Source organism: endosymbiont 'TC1' of Trimyema compressum, from assembly GCF_001584725.1.
GTDB lineage: Bacteria > Bacillota > TC1 > TC1 > TC1 > TC1.
This window is the reverse complement of record NZ_CP014606.1, coordinates 1,520,517-1,544,096: the sequence shown is the minus strand read 5'-3', so window position 1 is coordinate 1,544,096 and position 23,580 is coordinate 1,520,517. Positions and strand designations below refer to the sequence as shown.

The 23,580-nt window shown below is 32.1% G+C and carries 25 protein-coding genes; 23 read left to right on the top strand and 2 right to left on the bottom strand.

The window, feature by feature from the left end; translation table 11 throughout:
* The first annotated feature begins 5 nt into the window (after window positions 1-5).
* The 7 genes from ftsE (at window position 6) to AZF37_RS09570 (ending at window position 5,973) form a co-directional block, all read left to right on the top strand.
* A complete protein-coding gene (ftsE, locus tag AZF37_RS09600) occupies window positions 6-707 on the top strand; it encodes a cell division ATP-binding protein FtsE (RefSeq protein ID WP_245611958.1) in 702 nt (233 codons plus the stop codon).
* A complete protein-coding gene (ftsX, locus tag AZF37_RS09595; RefSeq protein ID WP_088370572.1) occupies window positions 697-1,584 on the top strand; it encodes a permease-like cell division protein FtsX in 888 nt (295 codons plus the stop codon). The genes ftsE and ftsX overlap by 11 nt, the downstream gene beginning before the upstream one ends.
* A gap of 32 nt (window positions 1,585-1,616) precedes the next feature.
* Complete coding sequence (locus AZF37_RS09590; RefSeq protein ID WP_088370571.1) at window positions 1,617-2,873, top strand: murein hydrolase activator EnvC family protein; 1,257 nt, start codon at window positions 1,617-1,619, stop codon at window positions 2,871-2,873.
* A gap of 15 nt (window positions 2,874-2,888) precedes the next feature.
* The gene (locus AZF37_RS09585; protein ID WP_088370570.1) at window positions 2,889-4,031 is read left to right on the top strand and encodes a murein hydrolase activator EnvC family protein; all 1,143 of its coding nucleotides are present in this window, start codon (window positions 2,889-2,891) and stop codon (window positions 4,029-4,031) included.
* Window positions 4,032-4,193: 162 nt separating this feature from the next.
* On the top strand, window positions 4,194-4,424 hold the full coding sequence (locus AZF37_RS09580) for a hypothetical protein (RefSeq protein ID WP_088370569.1): 231 nt from the start codon (window positions 4,194-4,196) through the stop codon (window positions 4,422-4,424).
* A 69-nt stretch (window positions 4,425-4,493) separates the two neighbouring features.
* Complete coding sequence (locus AZF37_RS09575; RefSeq protein WP_088370568.1) at window positions 4,494-5,324, top strand: murein hydrolase activator EnvC family protein; 831 nt, start codon at window positions 4,494-4,496, stop codon at window positions 5,322-5,324.
* A 94-nt stretch (window positions 5,325-5,418) separates the two neighbouring features.
* Window positions 5,419-5,973 carry a uracil-DNA glycosylase gene (locus tag AZF37_RS09570; protein WP_088370567.1) on the top strand — a complete coding sequence of 185 codons (555 nt, stop codon included), beginning with the start codon at window positions 5,419-5,421 and terminating at the stop codon, window positions 5,971-5,973.
* 342 nt (window positions 5,974-6,315) lie between these two features.
* On the opposite strand, the gene AZF37_RS13555 is transcribed toward AZF37_RS09570, so the two are convergent.
* Window positions 6,316-6,786, bottom strand: coding sequence for a DDE-type integrase/transposase/recombinase (locus AZF37_RS13555; protein WP_425425417.1), 471 nt, complete (start codon window positions 6,784-6,786; stop codon window positions 6,316-6,318).
* Between the two features lie 176 nt (window positions 6,787-6,962).
* A complete protein-coding gene (locus AZF37_RS13550; RefSeq protein ID WP_088369221.1) occupies window positions 6,963-7,181 on the bottom strand; it encodes a transposase in 219 nt (72 codons plus the stop codon).
* A gap of 400 nt (window positions 7,182-7,581) precedes the next feature.
* Here AZF37_RS13550 and AZF37_RS09560 point away from each other — a divergent pair, with 400 nt between their 5' ends.
* The 16 genes from AZF37_RS09560 to mfd all read left to right on the top strand — a co-directional run bounded on the left by AZF37_RS09560 (window position 7,582) and on the right by mfd (window position 23,573).
* On the top strand, window positions 7,582-8,664 hold the full coding sequence (locus AZF37_RS09560; protein WP_088370566.1) for a leucine-rich repeat domain-containing protein: 1,083 nt from the start codon (window positions 7,582-7,584) through the stop codon (window positions 8,662-8,664).
* Window positions 8,665-8,680: 16 nt separating this feature from the next.
* Complete coding sequence (locus tag AZF37_RS09555; protein WP_088370565.1) at window positions 8,681-8,917, top strand: LPXTG cell wall anchor domain-containing protein; 237 nt, start codon at window positions 8,681-8,683, stop codon at window positions 8,915-8,917.
* A 160-nt stretch (window positions 8,918-9,077) separates the two neighbouring features.
* Window positions 9,078-9,275, top strand: a complete 198-nt coding sequence (locus AZF37_RS09550) for a hypothetical protein (RefSeq protein WP_088370564.1) — start codon at window positions 9,078-9,080, stop codon at window positions 9,273-9,275.
* Window positions 9,220-9,696 (top strand): WxL domain-containing protein, encoded by a 477-nt coding sequence (locus tag AZF37_RS09545; protein ID WP_088370563.1) that lies wholly within the window; start codon window positions 9,220-9,222, stop codon window positions 9,694-9,696. The genes AZF37_RS09550 and AZF37_RS09545 overlap by 56 nt, the downstream gene beginning before the upstream one ends.
* A gap of 639 nt (window positions 9,697-10,335) precedes the next feature.
* Window positions 10,336-10,551, top strand: coding sequence for a hypothetical protein (locus AZF37_RS09540; protein WP_088370562.1), 216 nt, complete (start codon window positions 10,336-10,338; stop codon window positions 10,549-10,551).
* A gap of 1,292 nt (window positions 10,552-11,843) precedes the next feature.
* The gene (locus AZF37_RS09535) at window positions 11,844-12,092 is read left to right on the top strand and encodes a hypothetical protein (RefSeq protein ID WP_088370561.1); all 249 of its coding nucleotides are present in this window, start codon (window positions 11,844-11,846) and stop codon (window positions 12,090-12,092) included.
* 247 nt (window positions 12,093-12,339) lie between these two features.
* Complete coding sequence (locus tag AZF37_RS09530) at window positions 12,340-12,519, top strand: hypothetical protein (RefSeq protein ID WP_088370560.1); 180 nt, start codon at window positions 12,340-12,342, stop codon at window positions 12,517-12,519.
* Between the two features lie 189 nt (window positions 12,520-12,708).
* Complete coding sequence (locus tag AZF37_RS09525; RefSeq protein WP_162474057.1) at window positions 12,709-12,942, top strand: hypothetical protein; 234 nt, start codon at window positions 12,709-12,711, stop codon at window positions 12,940-12,942.
* 369 nt (window positions 12,943-13,311) lie between these two features.
* Window positions 13,312-13,791: a hypothetical protein gene (locus tag AZF37_RS09520; protein ID WP_088370558.1), complete on the top strand. Its 480-nt coding sequence runs from the start codon at window positions 13,312-13,314 to the stop codon at window positions 13,789-13,791.
* 20 nt (window positions 13,792-13,811) lie between these two features.
* Entirely contained in the window at window positions 13,812-14,879 is a 1,068-nt protein-coding gene (locus tag AZF37_RS09515) for a leucine-rich repeat domain-containing protein (RefSeq protein ID WP_088370557.1), read from the top strand.
* 85 nt (window positions 14,880-14,964) lie between these two features.
* Complete coding sequence (locus AZF37_RS10790; RefSeq protein ID WP_162474056.1) at window positions 14,965-15,114, top strand: hypothetical protein; 150 nt, start codon at window positions 14,965-14,967, stop codon at window positions 15,112-15,114.
* Window positions 15,115-15,471: 357 nt separating this feature from the next.
* A complete protein-coding gene (gene dnaX / locus AZF37_RS09510; RefSeq protein ID WP_088370556.1) occupies window positions 15,472-17,136 on the top strand; it encodes a DNA polymerase III subunit gamma/tau in 1,665 nt (554 codons plus the stop codon).
* A 49-nt stretch (window positions 17,137-17,185) separates the two neighbouring features.
* Entirely contained in the window at window positions 17,186-18,538 is a 1,353-nt protein-coding gene (gene glmU, locus AZF37_RS09505; protein WP_088370555.1) for a bifunctional UDP-N-acetylglucosamine diphosphorylase/glucosamine-1-phosphate N-acetyltransferase GlmU, read from the top strand.
* An 18-nt stretch (window positions 18,539-18,556) separates the two neighbouring features.
* A complete protein-coding gene (locus AZF37_RS09500; protein ID WP_088370554.1) occupies window positions 18,557-19,495 on the top strand; it encodes a ribose-phosphate diphosphokinase in 939 nt (312 codons plus the stop codon).
* A gap of 79 nt (window positions 19,496-19,574) precedes the next feature.
* Window positions 19,575-20,141: an aminoacyl-tRNA hydrolase gene (pth, locus tag AZF37_RS09495; RefSeq protein ID WP_088370553.1), complete on the top strand. Its 567-nt coding sequence runs from the start codon at window positions 19,575-19,577 to the stop codon at window positions 20,139-20,141.
* Window positions 20,142-20,144: 3 nt separating this feature from the next.
* Window positions 20,145-23,573 (top strand): transcription-repair coupling factor, encoded by a 3,429-nt coding sequence (gene mfd, locus AZF37_RS09490; protein WP_088370552.1) that lies wholly within the window; start codon window positions 20,145-20,147, stop codon window positions 23,571-23,573.
* Window positions 23,574-23,580 lie beyond the last annotated feature (7 nt).

The window sequence follows — 23,580 nt, the reverse complement described above, 5'->3', positions numbered from 1 at the left end:
TACTTATGAACCAACCAGCGATTGTGCGTCTTGAAAATGTGACTAAAATCTATGGCAATAAAACCATTGGTTTAGATCACGTTAGCACCAATATTCACAAAGGAGAATTTGTGTTTTTAATTGGACCTAGTGGCGCAGGAAAATCAACATTTTTAAAGTTATTATTCAGAGAAGAAAAAACCACTTCAGGTAATATTTATATTGGCAATAAGAATATTGCCCGGTTAAGAACTAAGGAGTTGAACACCTTGAGAAAGAATATTGGGGTTGTTTGGCAGGACTTTCGTTTACTTGAAGATCGAACCGGTTATGAAAATATTGCCTATGCTATGGAAGTCTTAGGCTACAATAAGAAAGAAATTATTGATAGAGTGCCAAAGATTTTAAAGAAAGTTGGCATGTTACATAGAAAAGACCATTATCCTCAACAACTATCTGGGGGAGAGCAACAAAGAATTGCTATTGGTCGTGCCATAATTAATGCACCTAAAATATTGTTGGCTGATGAGCCATCTGGTAATGTTGACCCTTCAACTGCAGTAGAAATTATGGAGATTTTTAAAGAGATTAATTCAATAGGAACAACAATCATTATGGCAACCCATGACCGTTTTATTGTAGATCAACTTTCTAAAAGGGTTATTGAATTGAAAAAGGGTGTATTACTTAGAGATCAAGAGGGGGGAAAATACACACATGAGTCCTAAAAAGATTTTCTATTATATAGGACAGGCTTTCAAATCAATGGGGCGTAACAAGTTAATGAGTTTTTCGACTATTTTAACAGTTGCTATTTCATTATTTGTAGTAGGTGCTTTTGCAGTTTTCATTGTAAATGCAAGTGCTTTTATAGAGTCTCAGAGCAATAAAACTCAATTAGCTGTATTTGTGGAGACATCATACACGTCAGAGCAAGCTCAAGCGGTAGGTAAAAAACTAGAGAAAATATCAGGTATTGAATCAATAGAATATATTTCTAAGGAAGATGCCATGAAAAAAACAAGTAAAAAATACGGTGGAGAAGAACAGTGGAAAGAAGTGTTTGGTGATGAAAATCCATTGCCATATACTTATAATATTACTGCCATTAACTCTCAGGATTTAGAAGGCATTAGCAATGCAGCAAAGTCTATATCAGGAGTTTATAAAGTAGATTATGCAAAGAACTTAGTTACCCAGCTAGTGAATATGGTTGAATCTGTTAGAATTGTTGGTATTGTAGTTATTGTAATCTTATTCTTAAGTGCTATATTTTTAATATCTACAACAATTAAATTATCTGTTTATGCAAAACGTAAAGAAATTATGGTTATGAAATATGTAGGTTCTTCAAATGGCTTTATTAGAGGACCATTTGTAGTTACTGGTTTGCTTTTAGGTTTTATGGGAGCTATAGTAGCAGCACTAATCCTATTTGGCGCATATTATTATATAATGACATGCTGGGCAACTAGTATTAGTTTTTTACAATTGGGTTATGATCCAATTCAAATTAGTATTATTATTAGTGGTTTACTCATCAGTGGTATTATTATTGGTATTATTGGTAGTACTATTTCTTTAAGAAAATACTTAAAGGTTTAGACTATTGTTTATTCAAGGGGGGAATAAATATCATGAAAAAGCAAAAGTTAACATTGGTTATTCTTGGCTTATTTGTAGTTTCATTAGTGCCTATTCAGGGTATTTTTGGTGCACTTGACCAGGACAAACAAGCAGCTGAATCTAAAGTAGCACAATTCAGAAGCCAACTAGAGTCTGTAAAGGGTCAGGCAGATGAAATTTTAGGAAAAGTTGAGTCTGTTCAAAAACAGATTGATTCAGTTAAAGGCAGAATTGCTTCTTTAGACAATGAAAAAGTAATATTAGAGCATAACATTGTGGAAAAAGAAGCACAAGTTGAGGTAGCAAAGGCAGCATTTGATGCAAAAAAATCAGATGTTTATCAAAGAGCTAGACAAGTTTATGAAGATGGTGATACTGATTATACTGCTGTTGTACTAGCATCATTTGACTTAACTGATTTTATTAACAATAGTGAATACTATTCCATTATTAAGAAAAAAGAAACCCAAAGGGTTAATGAAATTAAGGAAGAACGGGTTAAACTTGAAGAACAGAAAAAAGAGTTAGAAGTTGCGCAAGTTGCTTTAGAAGAAAATAAGCAAAAAGCTGTTGTAGAGCAAGGAAACTTAGAAGTTGAAAACCAAAAATTAGAGATTTCAAAAAGCATTGTTGATGAAGCTGTTGCTTCAAAAACTAGCCAACTAAATGCTGAAGAAGCTGCACTTGCTAGTATTAATGCTGAAATTGCTGATGCTCAAGCCCGTTATGCAGCTCAAATTGCTGCATTAGAAAAAGAAGCCGCTGGCGCTAATAATAACAGTGGTGGCAATGCCAGTGGTGGTGGAACTACTGGTGGCTCAGACACAGGTAATACTGGCTGCGGTGGCAATACTGGAGGAGGTTCTTCTGGTGGTGGAAATGTTTCATCATCAGGATTTATCTGGCCTGCATCAGGATCTGTAACATCTGAATATGGCCCTAGATGGGGAACTATGCATAGAGGATTAGACATTGTAGCATCTCATGGAGCACCAATTGTTGCAGCAAATAGAGGTGTTGTTTTAGCTGCTGGCTTTACAGGCGATGGCTTTGGTGGAAAAGTAGTTATTCAACATGCAAATGGCTTAATTACACTTTATGGTCATATGAGTTCTGTAGGAGCATCTGCTGGCTCAACTGTTGAAAGAGGACAATATATTGGTGCTGTTGGTAATACAGGTGATAGCTTTGGAGCTCACTTGCACTTCCAAGTAAGTAATACTGGTAATATGTATGATGGGGTTAATCCAAGAAACTATTTACCATAATACAGGAGGAATTAGATGAAAGTGAAAAAAGCAAAAATATTAGCACTTAGTATTTTGGCATTATTTTTAATTTCCTTGGTTCCAGTTGTTGGGATTACAGCTGGATTAGAGGACGATAAGAAAGCCGCAGAATCAAAAATTGAAGAATTTAAAAGTGCTATTACAGCAGCTCAAGGAAAAGTAGATGAAATTTTTAATAAAGTTACTGAGGTTGAGGGGCAAATAAAAACCCTTGAATCAACTATTGCAACTTTATATACTGAAAAAGTTAAACTCGAAAAAGATATTGTAGTAAAAGAACAGGAAGTCAAAGTAGCTACAGAAAAGTTTGATAAGAAAAAAGAAGATGTTTATAATAGGGCAAGACAGGTTTATGAAGATGGTGATGTTGATTATACATCTGTAATTTTAGAATCTGAGAACTTAACTGATTTTATTAATAGTAGTGAATATTATACTATCATGAAAGAAAAAGAAACCAATAAAGTTAATGAAGTTAAGAAAGAACGGGAAAGGCTTAAAGAACAAAAAGTAGCCTTAGAAACATCAAAAGTAGCTTTAGAAAATAATAAAAAAGAAGCAGAAACAAAAAAAGGTTCATTAAGTGTAGAAAAAGAAAAATTATCTGCTAGTAAGACTGAAATTGAAGCTGCAAAAGCAACTATTTCACAGCAACTAAATGCAGAACAAGCAACTTTAGCCGAAATTAATGCTAAATTAAATCAAGCTGTTGCTACTTATGGAGGGCCAACAAACTATACTGGTAACGGACAGTTTACATGGCCTGCGCCATCGAGTACTATGGTAATTAGTGAATATGGTGGTCGTTGGGGAACACTCCATGCAGGTATGGATATTGGAGCTCCAGCTGGAACCCCAATTGTTGCAGCAGAATCAGGAACAGTTGTAATGGCTGAAGCAGGTGGCTGGGGAGGCGGATTTGGTACCTTTGTTGTTATTAATCATGGTGGAGGTTTAATGACATTGTATGGTCACATGAGTTCCTTATCAGTCAGTCCAGGACAATCAGTTAGTAGAGGACAAACTATTGGAACTGTAGGGAATACAGGTAATAGCTTTGGTGCTCACTTGCATTTCCAAGTAACAAATTGTGGCGATATTTACACAGGCACTGTTAACCCAAGAAACTATTTATAATTTAAGATTATTAAGCCGTTAGCTATTTTGGCTAGCGGCTTTTTAGTGTAAAAAAACACATAAAACACATACTATATTGTATTTATGTGGTACAATATAAATATAGTCTCTGACTATAAAAAAAATCATACCCTGACAGACACGAGGAGGTAGCAAAACGTTTTGTCGCAAAAAATAAAATCCTTAAAGTTGGTATGGATTTTAGTGTTAGTAAGTACTTTTATATTTTCATCATTTTTATGTAGTGATAATATAAAAGCAGAAGAATCACAAGTACCTGTTGTGGAAACTAAAAAGGTATTAACTCCCCAAGGTTTAATTGAAGAAATGGGAGCGCTTCGACAATCAATTGTCACAATAGAAACAACGTATAGTAAATTAAATGAAGAATGAATAGTCATTCAAAACCAAATAGATATCACTAATAGAACAAAAGCAGAAATCGAAGAAACACTTATTAATTTGAAAAACACAGTTGAAGTAAACACTGAAAGAATAGATACTATTAAGGCCTTGACAGAAAAAGATAAGGAAGCTTATCAGGTAATAAGAAAGGCAAACGCAGATGGCTTGAGCAATAATCCTTTAGTTGCAGATATTAATTTAAATAATGCTAAGAAAAACATTAAAGAAGATGTTGACTTAGCAGTTGAAAAAGGAGTATTGCAAAAATCAATAATTGAAGATACTGAGAAAATGAAAACATTAACTACTGAAGTAGCAGAAAAAGAAGTTGTATTAAAAGAGCAGACAACTGCCTATGAGGCATTAAAAGCAGATAAAACAGCTGTAGAAAATCATTTGAGGGAAACCAAGATAGGGCACGAAACATCTAAACAATCTCTCGTAAACTACAGTGGCGATTTACAATCTGCTGTTAATGAGCTTATTTATACAGGCTCTGGAAAATTCCAGTGGCCAGTAGATGGTTTTAATACAATAACAAGTCCTTATGGGTCACGATGGGGAACTAATCATCAAGGCGTAGATATTGGCACCATGAATAGTAATCCTTCTGTATTAGCAGCCGATGATGGCATTGTTGTAGCAGCAGAAGATAATGGTGATGGCTTTGGAAACAAAGTTATTATTAATCATGGAAGCAAGTTAGTTACATTATATGGTCATTTAGACAGCTTAAAAGTTTCAGTAGGTCAATACGTTTTTAAAGGAGATATTATTGGAACAGCTGGTAATACTGGCGCAAATTTTGGTAATCACCTTCATTTTCAAGTATCGGCAACAAACCAGATTTATACAGACACACTGGATCCAGTAGGAACATATTTATAATACCAACAAAATGGAAATGACATCTCGATTAGGGATGTCATTTCCATTTATGTTTGATATAATAGTATAAAGAAAATAAAAGGAGAATAAAGTAGTGCTTGATGAAATAAAAGAACTATGTGCACAATGTCAGAATTGTTGTTTAGGTGAAACCCGTAATAATATTGTATTTGGCATTGGCAATCCTAAAGCAAAAGTAATGTTCATTGGAGAGGGTCCAGGAGAAAATGAGAATTTAGAAGGTGAACCATTTGTTGGAGAAGCAGGAAAACTTTTAGATAAAATATTAGAAGCAGTGTCTATTAAAAGAGAAGACGTCTATATTACAAATATAATAAAATGTAGGCCTCCCAAAAATAGAACTCCCAAAGAAGATGAGGTTGAAGCTTGTAGAGAATTTGTTGAAGCAGAGATAGCTTTAGTAAACCCAGAAATAATTGTAGCTTTAGGCGGAACGGCTTCCCAGTTTTTTCTGGGGAAAGAAGGTAAAATCACCAAAGTTAGGGGGCATTGGTTTAAAGAGCAAGGTATAGATTTGATTTGTACTTTTCACCCAGCAGCTCTACTGAGAGACCCTGGTAAAAAAAGACCAGTTTGGGAGGATTTTAAAAAAATACAAGAACGACTAGAGGAAATTAGAAAGAGGTAAGACTTTGGAAGAGAAAAAAGACTGGAAGAATGTCAATAGAGTAGATAGAAAAAGTGAAATTAAGTTTTAATAGAAGTGAAAAAATAGTCTTCTTTGGAATTAGGAGAAAGAATGTTATTAGCAGAGTGGGGACGTATAGGGGGTTGTAGAAGCCCTCAATGTGTTCAAAGCAGGAAAGCTTAATTTGAGCAAAGGAAGAAAAAGACCTACGAAGAATTTCTTCTTTTTTCATATATTTAAAAAGGACTCAACGACAGCATTGTCCCAAGGATGAGAAAGCTTAGAAAAAGATTGAATGATACCAAAAGAATCAAGGAGCTTTCTAAAGATAAAAGAAGTATATTAGGAACCTCTGTCAGAATGAAAAATAAGAGAAGTAGAAGGTTTTTGAGAATAAAAGGCTTTGATAAAAGTATCCTTAACAAGAGAAGTATCAATTTTAAGAGAGAGCTTCCAAGCAATAATTTTACGAGAAAATAAATCCATAATAACACAGAGATAAGCAAAAGAGGCATTTAAATTAATATAGGTAATGTCACTAGCCCAGACTTGATTGGGCTGAGGAACATTAAAATTTTGATTTAGGTAGTTAGGGCAATCAAAATTGGGAATAGACCTCGGATGAATAAACCGAAGTTTGATAGTAGGCATTTTAGGAAGATTCATGTCAGTCATCAGGCGGCTCGCTCTACCAATACTGATGTTGATGCCATAGTCATAGGAAAGAAGAGCCTTAATCTTAGATGGGCCAATACGTCTCTTAGTAAGATGACAAATCTCCGAGAATAAGCTGACGGAGTTTTTAATTCTCAATAGTTCTAGGAGAAAGTTTTTCCGAAAAGTATTTGTAATAGGAGCTGCGGTTCACTTTAAGGACATGACAAAGAAAAGAGATAGCGTGCTGAAAACGAAGGGTATGAACAGCCATTAATCTTTGTCTGAGTGAGGCGTGAATATGGCAATTGCTTTTTTTAAATGATATTTTCCTCCTAGAGTCGAGCATTACGCTTTTGAAGATCCTTAATCTGCTTAGCGGTTAGAATAGTATCATCATCAATTCTAACCTGAGAATAAAGTTTAATCCACTTGTGTAAAGCAGACATGGAGACACCATATTCTTTAGAAAGTTGGGATTGAGTTTTACCGTTTTGGTGTAAATTAACAATACTTTTTTTAAATTCTTCATCGTATTTCTTGTAATTATTCATAATTTTATCCTTTCTTATGTGTCTACTTATTTAAAACATGTTTCACTTTTTCCTGTCTACTTTTTTAGTATATGTCCAAAATTTTTTTTAATTATAAAGGAAGACATAATCTGAAAAGAATACTTTAATTAAACACTTATTGCTAAATATAATGTTAATTTTGTGTTTAGGTGTTATTATAAAATAGTTGTGGATAGATTTAAAATATAATTTAGATTTATTTGCGAAAATTTAGTGAAATTAAATAAAGCAAATTCTGTATTTTGTAGCAATATGATTTTATTTTTTTGATTTAATTCTTATTTGGTTTGAGTATATGAAATTTTTTTGTTAGTATGTGATATGTATATTATTGTGCTTGTGTGATATAATTATAAAAAAACAGGGGGTACATTCTTAAATGAAAGTCCTAATAATAACACTATCAACTTTAATTATTTTAGCAATATCTATGCTAGCTTTTGGCTTTATAAACAAACCAGTTAATGCAGCAGTTGGAGATACTATAGCGAAAACATTTCCAGATGCTAATTTAGCACAGGCAGTAGCAGATAAATATACAGGAGGAAATACTAATAGTGTATTTACTACTGCTATGTCTCAAGAGGTAACATTAGACTTATCAAATCGTGGAATAAGTGATTTAACAGGAATTGGTAATTTTGTACGTATGAGAGCTTTAACATTAGATAACAATAATTTAACTACTCTTCCTGAGGAATTATTTGCGATGGGGAATCTGGACTATTTGTTTGCAAAGTCAAATCAACTCAGTACTATTTCAGCGTCTATTTCAAATTTAACGAATTTAGCAACTTTAGATTTAAGCAATAATCAATTAGCAAGTTTACCATCAGAAATGTCTCAATTAATTTTATTAAGTTCAACGACTTTAGGAAATAATTTATTGCCAACAAATTATCAACAGGCACTAAATGATTTTGGACTTACAGTAAATGGAAATCCAGTAATATTTAGTTATGAAAATCAAAATCAATTGTCATTACTAGATGGTGTTCAACCTTTTAATATTTCAACGGAATCAGATTTTACGTCGCTTAATTTAGCTTCTGTAGTTAAAATTGATCAATCTGGAACAAGTATTCCATTATCCTCTACTTTAAATTTAGTTTTAACTAATTATATTGATACAAATAGTCAACCAGTAGATATTAATAATTATGTTCAAGGTGGAAATATAATACAGTCAGGTACAGTATATGCTCAAGTTAGAGTAGCAGGGACTGGGTTATATCCAAATAATAGTGATCATGCAATAACTACAGCAAAAGTACAATTGAATTTTAATGCTCAAACAGCATTTAATTTAAGTTTTAATTTAAATGGAGGAACAGGAACTTCACCAGCAAATCAAGTGATAAATATAGGTGATTTGGGCAAATCCGTAACAGATCCAACCAGGACAGGCTATACTTTTAAGGGTTGGGCAACAACGCCAGGAGGATCTGTAGTTATATGCTGATGAAGCGTCTTATACAATGGAAAAGGCTGATGTATCTTTATATGCTGTTTGGGAAAAAACTAATCCTAATCCTAATCCAAACCCAGATACTGGAAATTTAAATGGTAGTAAAAAAACGAATTTATTAAGCCAGCAAACTGTTGGGCACCAGCTACCAAAAACCGGGAAAAATATAATACTAATTTTTGGACTAGCGATGTTAGGAACTGGATTTATAATAAGTTTTAAGGCATTAAAAAGTATTAAAGAATAAGCCTAGACATGAAATAACACAAAATTAAGGGGCTTAAGAGGACTGAATTCTGTATTTAGATAGAAATCAGTCCTTTTGTTTAAGTTTAATTAATAAAAATTCGCATTTGATAGATTTAGCTAAATAGATGATTGCGTAAACTGTTAATAAGGAGAATATTATGAAAAAAGGATTAATTATTTTTGTATTGTTAGGCTTAGTGATTGAATTGGTGATGTTAGGGACACCATTAATTGCTGAAGAAGTTAGAAAAGAAGAAGTTTTTCTAAGCGCTCCATCAAAATCTAGTAAGCTAACATTGAATGCGATTCCTAATAATTTTGTTTTTAATCCAGCGGCAGTACAACAAAAACTGTAAATTTTTTTTAAAAAGTAGTGATAACTATCAATTGATTGTTGCTGATAATAGAGGATTAAAAGATGGATATAGCGTAACTGTCCAAGCTACAAAAATGAAAAGATCTGATGGTGTTCGTGTATTAGTTGGTAACAATATTAAGCTAACTAATCCGACAGTAACTCCAATAGATAATACAGTTTCTACTCTATATTCTCCCACAGTTAATGAATCTTTTTATGTTGATGCTGTTGACTTAAATGGAAATTCAATTCCAACGGTTGTGGAAATAGCTCCAGCAAAAAAAGCGGGGCTATCAGTTGGTTGGACAGTGACTTGGAATGATAGCCATATTAGTTTAAATACAGCTCCAGGGGTAGCAGCTGTGGGAAATTATCAGACTATCATCACTTGGACCTTAAATGACGTTCCAGAGAAGTGATAAAAAATTTCATTTAGAATTGATAATTGCATAATAGAATCTTCTTTTTATTATAGGTTTCTTACCTTTTTCTTTGCTCCTTATAGTATATTGCATCAAGTTGATGGTATGCCGAAATGAACAGGTTGTTTGAAATAAAACAGCTTTTTCTCCTATATATTCTATTACAGATACTTTTAATTATCAGGAGAACTTTCTTTTCTTATTATTGGACATTCTGTCCAAATCTTTTATTTTTTGTTAGAACAGCCTTTTTTTGTTGTTGGCATTTTCATTCACGCTTTTCTCAGAACTTTTATATTGCTTCTAGTTTTCTTTATTATTGTATTTTTAAATATGAAACCTATCGTTCTTTGTTTGTCCAACATTTAGGGCGCACTTCTAATTTGATAATAGATATTTTCGCCAGGTGCTAATGTTTAATTTAAGTATTTAAATATTTAATTAATATAAATAATGATAATAAGTTTAATTTATTGTTGTTGCAGTGGTGAAATCGTTTAACTTTTTATTTGTCTTGACATCATAAACTGAACAAAGTAAAATTACAATGTTCAAACTAGATATTGTTAATATCTGTATATTTTAGGAAACATTTTTTATTGTGTTTTGATTTAAATAATCTCAAATTATTTTTTTGTGAATATTAGTTTTATCTTTTCCAATGTATATGTTGGTTGGGAAAAAGAAAAGACTAATTTAACAAATCCAAATACTGGTTATCAGTTCTCTGAAACAGAGAAAAATATAAAATTAATTTTTGGAATAGTGTTTTTAAAACCAAAATTTATAATAAGTTTTAAGGCATTAAAAAATAATAAACATAAAAAAGGTTTAGGTATTGAGAAGGACTGAGTTCTGTAGTGGACAAGAATCAGTCCTTTTAGTTTGGATTTATTGTTGTCATAATTAATATGATTTATTTATAATTTTATAAGTGCATTGAATATATTGCAGCAATGGTAATTTTTTAATAAATCGTTTTTTCTTTTAGTCTTAAGCTAAGTGTTTATTGATATGCTTAAAACATCTGTAAAAACCATAATTGGATTGATAGTAAGGAATTAATCAAGAAGCATGGAAGATATTTCTAAAGATTCAAAATTAGGGTTGCGTCTACAAAAATCAGCAATTCGTATTTAGTTGATTGAGTTTGAGAATGAGCATTAGGTGATAAAGGCTTATACAATTTAGGAATCAGGGAGCTTTCATGACCATCTAATAGCTTAACGCATCGATAAATAGAAGTGCTATATATTTTATGCTTAGAAATCTAAAAGTTAGCTAGAGTTTCTTTAAAGAAATATTTAACTACATGGTAATCATGTGGTAAATACCTAGTGTTTTTAATATATTGAAAGAGGTTTATATCTTCTTTTTTGATGTTTGTTATGTATCTATATTCTAACAAAAAAGGAGTTGCTCTTCATTTTTTATTTTATTTTGTCTCACATCTATTTTATGTCAATAAAAATATCCATGTTTATTGAAAATTTTTATTGACATATATATGTATATGGGTGTAATATTAAAATGTCGAAAAACAATGATGAATATTATTTAAGAATGGAGGGCTAATATTTACAGAAAAATAGACCTAGTTAAATTAATTTTAATGAGGCTTTATTTATAAACAAGATTCGAAAATAAAAGGAGCATGATACCGTGGAAGATTTATCAGAGTTTCATAATAAAAAAATGGAATAAAATTTAAGTATATAAAAAAGAAAAAATTTGAAAGTTTATATAAAGATATCCCATATAAAATTATTGGTGAATTTTATAAAAAACCTCCATCTGATGAAGGTATTGAATGTAAACTTAATGCTCAAGAACAATGTAACTTTATTGTAAAACCTATAGGTTTTTATAAAAGAGAAAAATACACGATTGCAGGCTATATTCCAACTGCGGAGAACGATAGCTTTGCTATTTTTTTAAAAAAAGTAAATTTAAATTAGCTATAATATCCATTTTTATTTTATTGATGAGTTTAATAAGTTTGTTTTTAGTATTTATTGTTTTGAATACAGCCAATATTAAACAATATACAGGTGGAATCGCACATTCTAAAAACACCGAAAATTCGAAAATGATTATTCCTGGGTATGATAGTTTTTCAATGAAAGAAAGCAGTAATATTTTAAATGCAGTTTTTTAATCCAGATGGAAATCCTTGTTATTTTCAATTTGTATTTAAAGAAAAAATAACAGGAGAGATTTTGTTTGAAAGTAAATTGGTTCCACCTAATATGAGCCTATCACCTATTAAACTTAATAAAACGATGGAAAAAGGTTCATATCCTGTTGTATTGCAGTTGCATTGTTTTGATCTTAATGATATAAATAGAGAACTTAATGGTGCTGAGATTGAGGCTCAATTAAACGTATTATAAAATAGATTGATGATTATTTGAAAAAGATAAAATTAATTAGAAGCTTCTGCTGAATAATAACAAAAATTTTATAGAAAACTGTTTAGATATTTCCGATTGATAAATTATTGTATATTGAAATTTAATTCATTATCAGAGGATTTTATGGCATTTAATAATTTATTAATAGAAGAAGAGGCTGTGCTAAAATAAGCATAATTTACAGCTGTAAGAAAAGGCTATGCTTTATAAATGTGTGGAGGAAAAAATGAAAAAAACAAAGAAATATAGTAAAAACAAAAAAAGTATATTAATTGTTTTTAGTTTACTTATGACCATTTGTGTTTTGTTTTGTAATACAAATTTTATTAAAGCTGATAGTCCAACTACTATTGTTAAGTATACTAATAGCTACGATCCTATACCAGATCCTAAAGAAGCAGATTAGGCAATTTATGTTGATTCAACAATTAATTTAAATTTATCAGAGCAAAAAGGTAGCTCGGTAATTGAACTTGTTGGTGCAAATAATTTGCCACTTAGTGCATATAGCAATTTGAATGTGTCAGTAAGCGTGCAATCTGAATCTGGCTATAACTTAAAATGTACTGGATATACATCATCAGCGACTTATTCTATGAGATATAACGGTTGCGCTCTAGAGTGTGATGTTATATGCAATAAAGGAACAGATGTTAAGGAGATTGTTACACCTAATATAACTTATGCATTAATAAAGGATAAACCAGTCATGAATGGTCAAGCAGAATTGGTTAATCCTGGTGAAAGACCTATAAATAATAGGGCACAAACATTTACAGATAAACTAACATATATTTTTAAATCTGATGGGAATACTAGATTATTGTAAGTGGAGAAAAATATCTTAATTAAAGAAGTTTTGAAAATAAATATTATTCTATTATTAAATCAATACAATACTTAAGAAATATATAATTAATTTATCAATCGGAAATATCTAAATAGTTTTCTATGAAATTTACTAATATTGATAGTTAAATTATTTGCTAATTATTTAGTAGATTTAATAAAAATGATATTATGCAAGATGTAAAGTAAATATAAAAATTATTGTGCTATATTGGGCATGGCATGTATCAATTATTGAATTAAGAATTTAAAAGAGTTTTGCAATAATATAGTAACGTTTTTATATATTAATATTTATTTGCTTAATTTTGAATACAAATACCATTTTGGATGTTAGGGAGAAAAACAAATGAAAAAGCTTATAACAAGCGTGTTGATTTTAAGTGTTTTGCTAAATATGTGTGTCTCAAACTCTTTGTTTGCTAAATTACAAACAATAAGTCAAGCTGTTCCTGACTGTGCTATATCTACTGACAATGAGCCAATAAATGCTGTCAGCCAAACATCAGTGACATTTGCTCAACAGTTTCCTAACAGACATACTGCTGAAGTAATTGCAGCTCGATTTAATAGGGGAGCAGATAGTGAGATTACAGATGATATAATATCGAAGTGTACAGACTTGCCATTAAGGAACAGTGAATTAACTGATATTAGCGGGATAGAAATTTTTGCTAATCTTGCTCGTTTAGATTTATTTAGTAATGATTTGACAACACTTCCTGATTCGATAGGTAGTTTATTGAAACTATCAAATCTTATACTCACAAATAATCAACTAAAAACATTGCCTGATTCTATGAAAAATTTATCAAATTTGTTTTTGTAGTTTTAGCTAATAATCCTGAATTGCAAGCATTACCTGAGGGAGAATGGACTAATCTTTCGATTTTAAACATAAGCTACTGTAATTTGTCTTCATTGCCATCAACAATAGGAACATGGTCCAATTTAACGATTATAAGTGTTTCTAACAATTCTTTAACAGTGTTACCAGATTCTATTAGGAATTTAACTAAGTTAAGGTTGCTAAATCTAAGTTATAACCGTTTAACAACATTACCTGATTTTATAGGTGATTTGGTTAATTTAGAACACCTTGATTTTTCCGATAATCAAATAGGAAGCATTCCTGTTTCTTTTAACAACTTGGTAAAGTGGAAACTATTAATAGGTGATTATGATATGCTTGATCAAAAAATTACTCTTCCGGCTAAAGAGTTAGTTGGATCTACATTTATTTTAACATCTCCTATTAATGCATTAGGGGAGCTAGTTCTTCCCGACCCATCATTAGCAGGAGAATACACAGTAGATGGAAATGATATTACATGGAACAATTTAACAAAAGACACAAATTCTGTCAGTTTTTCATTTGATACATCTATACAAATAGCTGGCCAAAGCAGACGTTTTTCGGGAACTGCCATACAACCATTAATGCATGATTTAACAGCACCACCAGCACCCATAGTTAATCAAATTAATGGGGGGGCGGAAGTGGTCATAAATGGTAATGGAGAAGCCAAAACAGTAATTAATATTATTGTGAATAAAGGGACTACAAAAGAAAAGCCCTATTCATGCACAACAGATGCAGATGGGAATTTTTCTATCATTGTAGATAAGCTACAAGAAAATGATTCGGTGAGTGTCAGCAATACAGATTTAGCAGGAAATATATCGCCTACAACAGATGTCATTGTTCCTACTTCATGGAGTATAATGATTGATAAAAATATTAATTTAAATCTCACTAATCGAACAGCAACATCTCCAATAAAAATTGTACCTAATAACAATATGCTGCCTTCCGATTATGAACATTTAAAAATAGCAGTAAAAGTTAGGTCAGATAATGGTTTTAAGTTAATAAGTGCCAATACAAATTCAAAATTTGTAACATATTCCGTATGATATTCTGGTGGAGCTTTTTCCGTAGATAATAAAATTAGCTTTGATGTTAATTCTGGTACTGGAGATAAGGAGATAAAACCAGATAATGCCAAATGGAATTTTTTATGCTTTAACAAAAGACTATCCTGAACTTATAGCAACTGTTACTTTAAAAAATCAAGGGGACTTAGCAGGAGAAAGTTTTGCAGATACATTAACATACATGTTTTCTTCTGATGGGAATACTAAATTGTAGTTAATGTATCTGATATAGAAGGAATTTGTTTTGATTTAAGAAATTATTAGCAAAACTTACTTGATTTACTTAATTGAATAATGGAGAGATTTTTTCTAAAAGCCTTATATCATTATAAATGTTTAAGGCTTTTTCTAGTATTTATTATCACCATAATTACTTTTGTTGGTTTTCGAGTGTAGCGTTTTTGTGCAGATAAATGATTTCCATTAAATATTTCAGCTAATATTGTCTAGCTTAAGCTTAATTGTAACTTTAATAAACACTTTTTTCTACCATCAATACTTTGGTTATTAATACTAGTCTAACAACTTGTTTTATAGTACAATTATAGTAGTGAAAAAATCAGGAGGAACCATGAGTTATTTAGCCTTATATAGAAAATGGAGACCAGTGGATTTCAAAGGGTTAGTTGGTCAGGATGCCATAGTAAGAACACTTAAAAATGCCTTGACTAAAGAACGGGTTAGCCATGCTTATCTTTTTTCAGGTGTTCGTGGTACTGGGAAGACCAGTACGGCTAAACTCCTTGCTAAAGCAGTTAATTGCTTGAATATACAGGATGGAGAGCCATGTAATCAATGTGAGAATTGTGTCAAAATTAACGAAGATATTTTTATGGATATTATTGAGATTGATGCGGCTTCTAATAGAGGTATTGATGAGATTAGAGACTTAAGAGAAAAAATTAAGTTTCATCCTGTAGAAGGTAAAGTTAAAGTTTATATTATTGATGAGGTTCATATGTTGACAGGCGAAGCTTTTAATGCTCTTTTGAAAACTTTAGAAGAGCCACCTGGTCATGTAGTGTTTATTTTAGCAACTACAGAACCTCAAAAGATTCCTTTGACTATTCTTTCAAGATGCCAGCGTTTTGATTTTCATAAAATACCTAACGATATTTTGAAAAATCATCTTAAAATGATTGGTGAAGATTCAGGAGCGGAAATTACTGAAGAAGCTTTAAATTTAATGACAAAGCTTGCTGGTGGTGGTTTAAGAGATGGCATAAGCTTGTTGGATCAGTGTATTACTTCTTCTGATGGTACTATTACTGGCGAACAAGTAGCAGCAGTTTCTGGTATTGTAGATGATGAAACATTAATGAATCTATTAAAAACCATTGGTGGAGGAGCTCTATCTGAAACTATTAGAGAATATGAGCTTTTAAAAGAAAAAGGAAAAAGCATCGGCCAATTATTGAAAGATTTAATGGAAGCTTTTAAAAATATGCTTTTATTAAAAACAGTTAAGGATGCTTCAAATTATATTATGGCTTCTGAGGAAGCCATTATTAAGTATCAAGAAATTGGTAATTTATTTAGTAAAAAAGATTTGTTAAAGTGGGTTTATACTTTAGGTGAGTTAGAGAGCCAATTAAAGTACAGTACCCATCCAGATATTCTATTAGAAGTAACTTTAGTGAAAGGTGTTTCTAGTGAATTAGGGGAAGAGATTAAGGCAAGTGTTGAACCTAAAAAAGAGGGAACTATAATTGTGGAGAAGTCTATTGTGCCAGAGGTTAATGCTGAACCTATTTCTCCTGTAAAGGTAGAAACAGCAGTGGAAGCAGTTGAGGGATCTACTGAAGTGACTATTGAGGAAAGACCTATTGAGGCTGAATTTGTAGAAGAAGAGGTTGAGGAAGCAATTGTTGTTATGACAGAGCCAGTAAGTGAGGCAGTTATTGTAGAAGGTGATGTAATTGCCCTCTGGGAAAGCTTTTTAGAAGCTTTTAAGAAGGCTAAACCATTAAGCTATCCGTTCTATGTAGAAGGAGAAGCTGTAGCCATAGAAGACAATAAGTTGTTTATAGCTTATGATGAGAAGTACACTTTTCATAAGGAACGGGGCGAGACGGATAAGCATAGGGCTAATGCAGAAGCAATTTTAAGTCAAGTGGCAGGAAAACCTATGAAAGTAGTGCTTCAGTTTCAGGTAGCAGAAGTTAAAAAAGAAGTTTCTGTAGAGGATAAAATTAAAGATATCTTCGGAGAATATGTTACTTTTATTGATTCTTAATATTTGTTACAAATGTATACATAGATTGATAAAATTAAAGGAGGAATAAATGAAAACAGGAGCAATTATTTTAGGAGCAGGCAAAGGAACCAGAATGAATTCTGATTTGCCTAAAGTGCTTCATTGTATTATGAATAAACCCCTTATTGAATATGTTAGGGAAAATGTTGAGCCTTTAATTGATACTAAGCCAGTAGTGGTTATTGGTCATGAAGGTGAAAAAGTTCAAGACTATTTTAAGAAATCTGTTTCCTATGCTTGGCAAAAACAGCAATTGGGAACAGGAGATGCTGTAAAGTGGGGATTGAAAGAAATTAAGGACGAAGAAACTGTTTTTGTATTATGTGGTGATACCCCTTTATTGCAAAAAGAGACTTTAGAAAAAATGAAAGAAGAGCACTTAGCTGAAAACAGAAGTGCTACTGTATTAACTGCTATTTTGGAAGACAGTACAGGTTACGGTAGAATTTGTAAGGATGAGACAGGTGCTTTTAGTCTTATTGTAGAAGAAAAAGATGCTACTTTAGAAGAAAGAAAAATTAAGGAAGTTAACTCAGGTACCTATTTATTTGAAAAAGGTGCTCTGGAAAAAGCTTTACTTGACTTAGATACAGATAATGCTCAAGGTGAGTTTTACTTAACTGATGTTTTAGAAATTATGAAGTCTGAGGATAAAAATGTAGGTGTTTATACACTGGATGATGAAACTGAAATTAAAGGTATTAATAATAGGGTACAATTAGCAGAAGCTGCTAAAATGCTTAGAGACCATATTAATTGTATTTGGATGGAAAAAGGAGTAACTTTAGAAGATCCAAACACTGCTTATATTGGGTCTCAAGTTATTTTAGATAAGGATGTTATTATTGGTACCAATGTGCATTTAGAAGGCAAAACCAGCATTGGCAAGAATACTATTGTTGGCAATAATTCAACAATTGAGAATTGTATAGTTGGTGAAAGCGCTGACATATGCGAGTCAATTTTACTAGATAGCAAAATTGGAGATGGTTGCTTAATTGGACCTTTTGCTTATATTCGTCCGGGTAGTCATTTAGGAAATTGTGTAAAAGTTGGAGACTTTGTTGAACTTAAGAAAACCAAAGTAGGCAATGGTTCTAAAATTCCACACCACAGCTATATTGGAGATAGTAAAGTTGGAGAAAAAGTAAATATTGGAGCAGGCACCATTACTTGTAACTATGATGGTGAGTTTAAATATGAAACTATTATTGAGAATGGAGCATTTGTTGGTAGTAATACAAACTTAGTGGCACCAATAGTCATTGGTGAAGCAGCCTATGTAGGAGCAGGTTCAACAATTACTAAAGATGTGCCAAGCAGAAGTTTAAGCATTGCTAGAAGCAGACAAAAGAATATTGAGGATTGGAATAAGAAATAATATAGGAGGCTCTTTAGAATGTATAAAAATGTAAAAATTTTTACAGGGAATGCAAATCCTGAGTTGGCAAAAGATATAGCAGAATGTTTAGATTTACCATTAGGCAAATCAGTAGTAGGACGTTTTAGCGATGGGGAAACTTCTCTTCAGATTGGCGAAAGTGTAAGAGGGGCAGATGTTTTTATTGTTCAGCCTACCTCTCAGCCAGTAAATGAACATTTAATGGAATTATTGATTTTAACAGATGCAATTCGCAGAGCATCCGCTCGTAGAATTACTGTAGTAATGCCATATTATGGTTATGCTAGACAGGAAAGAAAGTCGAAAGCTAGGGATCCGATTACAGCAAAATTAGTAGCAAACTTATTGGTAGCAGCAGGAGCAAGACGTATTTTATCAATTGATTTACATGCCAATGCTATCCAAGGTTTTTTTGACATTCCTTTTGACCACCTACCAGGTGCATTTATATTAGCAAAACATTATAGAGCCTTAAAGCTTAAAAATGCTTGTGTTGTATCACCGGATTTAGGTGGGGTAACAAGAGCCAGAAATATAGCAAATCGCATTGGTGCGGAATTTGCAATTATTGAAAAAAGAAGACCAAAAGCCAATGTAGCCGAAGTACTAAATGTATTAGGTGATGTAGAAGGCAAAGATTGTATTATGGTTGATGATATGATTGATACAGCTGGAACCATTACAAAGGGAGCAGAACTTCTGAAGAAGTTTGGCGCTAAAACAGTGAGAGCTTGCTGTACACATCCGGTGCTATCTGGTCCAGCTATTGAGAAAATTATGGATTCTGTTTTAGATGAAGTTGTTGTTACCAATACAATTGCTTTACCACCTGAAAAACTGGTTAGCAAACTCAAAGTACTTTCAGTTGCACCATTTATAGCCCGTGCAATTGCTTGTATTTATGATGATAGAAGCGTAAGTGAATTAATTAAATAAAAAAGACGTATTTATAGTTAGAACAGCCCTCATCTTCTGTGGAGATGAGGTTGTTCTAGTTTGTCTAAGAGGAGAAAATATGAAGCTTATTGTAGGATTGGGAAATATTGGAAGAGAATATGCAAATACTAGGCATAACATTGGATTTATGATGTTAAATGCTTTAAGTGAAGCTTGGGATTTTTCTTTTAAAGAAGAAAGTAAATTTAAAGGGGACCTAGGCGTAGCGCAGATAGGTGGGGAAAAAGTGTTTTTTCTAAAACCCAGCACCTATATGAATTTAAGTGGAGAAGCTACTGACAAAGTAGTTAATTACTACAGTATTACAGAAGAGAATATTTTAGTAGTTTATGATGATATGGATTTAGCTATTGGTGAAAGCCGTTTTAAAAAGAAAGGTAGTTCTGGTGGTCAAAAAGGTATGGGCAATATTATTGAATGTCTAGGCACTAAAGAAATTCCTCGTTTAAAAATTGGCATTGGTAAAAGACCGCCTGAGCGGAATGGTAAAGATTATGTTCTAAGTGCTTTTTCAAACGAAGAACAAAAGGCAGTTAATGAAGTGATTAAAAGGTCTATTGATGGGGTTTTATTCTTTATTAAAGAGGGAATTGAAAAAACTATGAATGAGAAGAATGGGAAATAGGTAATGATTAAGAATCTAGTTGAGCTACTGGAAAATACCAATGAAATAGAGCGCATAGAAGAGGCATTTAATAATGGCGAGAACAGTGTTGGCTGTTTTGGTCTTTCTTCAAGTAATGAAGCCTTATTTTATATGGCTTTGAGAAAGAAACTCAAAAAACCACTTTTTGTGGTAACTGATCAACAAGAAGGGGAATTACTTTTTGCCGATTTAGAACAATGGCTAGGGAAAAAAGTTGCTTTTTTACCAAAAAGACAGTTATTGCCTTATCGCACTTATCTTAAAAGTAGAGATATTAAAGATGAACGTTTAAGAATCTTAAAAAATTTATTAGAAGGTAAAATTGATATTCTCTTACTAACAGAAGAAGCTTTATCTGATAAATATATTCCTACAGAGCTGTTTTTAAAAGATGTATTCACCCTTAAAATAGGGGAGTCTATTAAACGGGATACACTAATAGAGCGATTAGTCTATTTAGGCTATAGGAAAGAACCTTTAGTTGAAAATAAGGCTCAGTTTAGTGTAAGAGGGGATATTGTTGATATTTTTGTGCCAACAGATGATTATCCTATACGGGTTGATTTTTTTGATGAGGAAATTGAAAAAATTAAGCATTTTGATTTAGAAAATCAGCGAACTATTGAAGAAATTAAGAAAGTAGAAATTTTTTCAACAACAGATTTGCCCCTTCAAAATGGTAATGTAAAAGTAGCTATTAAAACTTTAAAAGAATATACTTATGGTGCTTTACGTGAAGAAATAGAGACTATGGAAGATGGTATCTATTCAGAAGAGAAGGAACGCTTTTTCCCTGCTTTTTTTGAGGAATTAGTATCTTTAACAGACTATAGTAAGAAAAAACCAACCCTTCTCTTTAGAGAGTATGAAACTATTAAAACCAACCAAGCTATATTCTTAAGAGAAAATGAAGAAACCATAGCTGAAGGTATTGAGGAAGGTTTAATTCATCCCATTCAAGGTGAAACATACTTTAAAGAAGATTTTTTCAGATTATTTAAAGATTGGCATAAAGTTTTTTCCTATCTTTTTTACTATAAAGAAACAGCCCTACAATTTGGAACATTTGTACGCTGGGAGAAATCTTTAATTCCATCTTTTTTAGGGGAAATGGATTTCTTTGTTAAGGAAATTATAAACTATATGAGAAATGAGGATACAATATACCTTTTTGCTACAGACGACAATAAGAAGAAAAGTTTAGAAAAGTTGCTCAGAAGCCATGGCTTAGTAGGAGAGAAAATCCACATTGAAAAAGGCTATTTAGGAGAGAGTTTTAGATTACCAAGGCTAAATGTAGTTTGTATTAGTGAGAAAACAATTTTTGGTCAAGTTAAAAGTGGTTCTAAAAAGAAGAAAAAAGAGAAAAAGAAAAAATTAGATCCTTTTATTGATATTAAATTAGGAGACTATATAGTCCATGAAGAATATGGTATTGCTCAATATGATGGCATTGAATCTAAAGAAGTATTAGGTATTTGCAAAGACTATTTAAAATTAGTATTTTCAGGTACAGGAAGATTGTTTATTCCTGTAGATAATATTGAAGCAATTGAAAAATATATTGGAGGGGAAGAGCATCATCCACGACTTTCTAGTTTAGGAGCCAATGATTGGGAAAAAACCAAAGAACAGGTTCGTGTAGCTGTTAGTGAGACGGCTAAAGATTTATTGAAACTTTATTCTGAAAGAAAAATGGCAGTAGGTTATGCTTTTTCAAAAGATACTCCTTGGCAAATGGCATTTGAAGATACATTTCCCTATGAGGAAACAGAAGACCAGATGAAGGCTATTATAGACGTTAAGGGGGATATGGAAAAAACAACACCTATGGATCGCATTGTTATTGGAGATGTAGGTTATGGCAAAACGGAAGTTGCTTTACGGGCTGCTTTTAAGGCAGCTATTGAAGGGAAGCAAGTTGTACTTTTATCCCCGACTACAGTTTTATCACAGCAACACTATGAAACCTTTATAAGACGGTTTCAAGATTTCCCTATGCATATAGGACTTTTAAATCGTTTTGTATCGAAGCAAAAACAAAAAGAAGTTATTGAGGATTTGGCTAAGGGTCAAATTGATATTTTAATTGGTACCCATCGTTTGTTGTCTAAAGGTGTAGTATTTAAGGATTTGGGACTGTTAATTGTTGATGAGGAACAGAAGTTTGGTGTAACTCATAAAGAGCGTTTAAAAGCTCTGAAAAACAATATTGATTCCCTAGCACTTTCTGCCACACCCATTCCGAGGACCCTCCATATGGCTTTAGCTGGTGCTCGTGATTTAAGTGTTATTGAGACTGCTCCAAAGGAGCGCTATCCTGTTCAAACATATGTTTTAGCTCATGATGACAGTGTTATTAGGAATAGTATTCTTAAAGAAAAACAACGAAATGGGCAGATTTATTATCTGTATAATACTGTAAAGAATATTGAAGATAAAAAGCGGACTTTACAAAGTATTGTACCAGAAGTGAGTATTGCAATTGCTCATGGCCAAATGGATGAAAAAACATTAGAAAAGAATATGTTGGATTTTTTTGAAGGCCGTGTCGATGTATTGCTTTGCACGACACTAATTGAAAATGGTTTAAATATAAAAAATGCCAATACATTAATAATAGAAAATGCTGATATGTTAGGTCTTTCTCAAATTTACCAAATTAAAGGTAGAATCGGCCGTTCAAATAAAGTGGCTTCGGCTTACTTTATGTTTCATAGTCAAAAAAACTTAAGTGATAATGCTATAAAACGTCTACAGGCAATTAAGGAGTTGACAGAGCTTGGCTCAGGTTTTAAAATTGCTATGCTTGATTTAGAAATTAGAGGTGCAGGTAATCTATTAGGAAAAGAGCAACATGGTCATATGCTTTCAGTAGGATTTGATCTCTATTGTAAGATTTTAGATGAAGAGGCAAGGCGTTTATCAGGTGAGGTGTCTGAGGAACCTGTTAGAGGAGAACCCCTTGTTCTGCCAATGGATATTGAAGCCTATCTACCTGATGAGTATGTACCAATTCCTAATGTTAAAGTGGCACTTTATAAAAAAATGGCTAATATTGATGATGAAGAATCTTTAGGGAGTTTAAGAGAAGAGATTATTGATCGTTTTGGGCCATTGCCTGATGTGGTGAATCACTTGTTTTTAGTAGCCCATATAAGACTTTTAGCTGCTCGTTTGAAAATTGAAAAAATAGGCAAGAATATGAAAGGTCTTGTGTTTACTTTTAAAAATAATAACATAACTATGGGCTTAGCTAAAATCATCAAAAACACACATAAAAAACAGATTACTTATGAAGAGAAAGATAAAATTGTAATATACTATACAATAGATACAGTAAGTGGAGAAAGCTTATTATCATTTCTTGAAATGTTGGATAAGCTTGTCATAGAGAATCAAGGTGACTAAAAGAGGG

Excerpts from the sequence above, each read along its gene's own strand:
- AZF37_RS09550 (WP_088370564.1), top strand. The coding sequence starts at position 9,078 with ATGAAAAAAGGATTAATTATTTTTGTATTGTTAGGCTTAGTGATTGAA.
- AZF37_RS09545 (WP_088370563.1), top strand. The coding sequence starts at position 9,220 with ATGCGATTCCTAATAATTTTGTTTTTAATCCAGCGGCAGTACAACAAA.
- AZF37_RS09520 (WP_088370558.1), top strand. The coding sequence starts at position 13,312 with ATGAAAAAGCTTATAACAAGCGTGTTGATTTTAAGTGTTTTGCTAAAT.
- AZF37_RS09560 (WP_088370566.1), top strand. The coding sequence starts at position 7,582 with ATGAAAGTCCTAATAATAACACTATCAACTTTAATTATTTTAGCAATA.
- AZF37_RS09530 (WP_088370560.1), top strand. The coding sequence starts at position 12,340 with ATGAAAAAAACAAAGAAATATAGTAAAAACAAAAAAAGTATATTAATT.
- AZF37_RS13550 (WP_088369221.1), bottom strand. The coding sequence starts at position 7,181 with ATGAATAATTACAAGAAATACGATGAAGAATTTAAAAAAAGTATTGTT.
- AZF37_RS10790 (WP_162474056.1), top strand. The coding sequence starts at position 14,965 with ATGCCAAATGGAATTTTTTATGCTTTAACAAAAGACTATCCTGAACTT.
- AZF37_RS09500 (WP_088370554.1), top strand. The coding sequence starts at position 18,557 with ATGTATAAAAATGTAAAAATTTTTACAGGGAATGCAAATCCTGAGTTG.
- AZF37_RS09585 (WP_088370570.1), top strand. The coding sequence starts at position 2,889 with ATGAAAGTGAAAAAAGCAAAAATATTAGCACTTAGTATTTTGGCATTA.
- AZF37_RS09590 (WP_088370571.1), top strand. The coding sequence starts at position 1,617 with ATGAAAAAGCAAAAGTTAACATTGGTTATTCTTGGCTTATTTGTAGTT.
- mfd (WP_088370552.1), top strand. The coding sequence starts at position 20,145 with ATGATTAAGAATCTAGTTGAGCTACTGGAAAATACCAATGAAATAGAG.
- AZF37_RS09525 (WP_162474057.1), top strand. The coding sequence starts at position 12,709 with ATGAGATATAACGGTTGCGCTCTAGAGTGTGATGTTATATGCAATAAA.
- dnaX (WP_088370556.1), top strand. The coding sequence starts at position 15,472 with ATGAGTTATTTAGCCTTATATAGAAAATGGAGACCAGTGGATTTCAAA.
- ftsX (WP_088370572.1), top strand. The coding sequence starts at position 697 with ATGAGTCCTAAAAAGATTTTCTATTATATAGGACAGGCTTTCAAATCA.
- AZF37_RS09555 (WP_088370565.1), top strand. The coding sequence starts at position 8,681 with ATGGAAAAGGCTGATGTATCTTTATATGCTGTTTGGGAAAAAACTAAT.
- pth (WP_088370553.1), top strand. The coding sequence starts at position 19,575 with ATGAAGCTTATTGTAGGATTGGGAAATATTGGAAGAGAATATGCAAAT.
- ftsE (WP_245611958.1), top strand. The coding sequence starts at position 6 with ATGAACCAACCAGCGATTGTGCGTCTTGAAAATGTGACTAAAATCTAT.
- AZF37_RS09535 (WP_088370561.1), top strand. The coding sequence starts at position 11,844 with ATGCAGTTTTTTAATCCAGATGGAAATCCTTGTTATTTTCAATTTGTA.
- glmU (WP_088370555.1), top strand. The coding sequence starts at position 17,186 with ATGAAAACAGGAGCAATTATTTTAGGAGCAGGCAAAGGAACCAGAATG.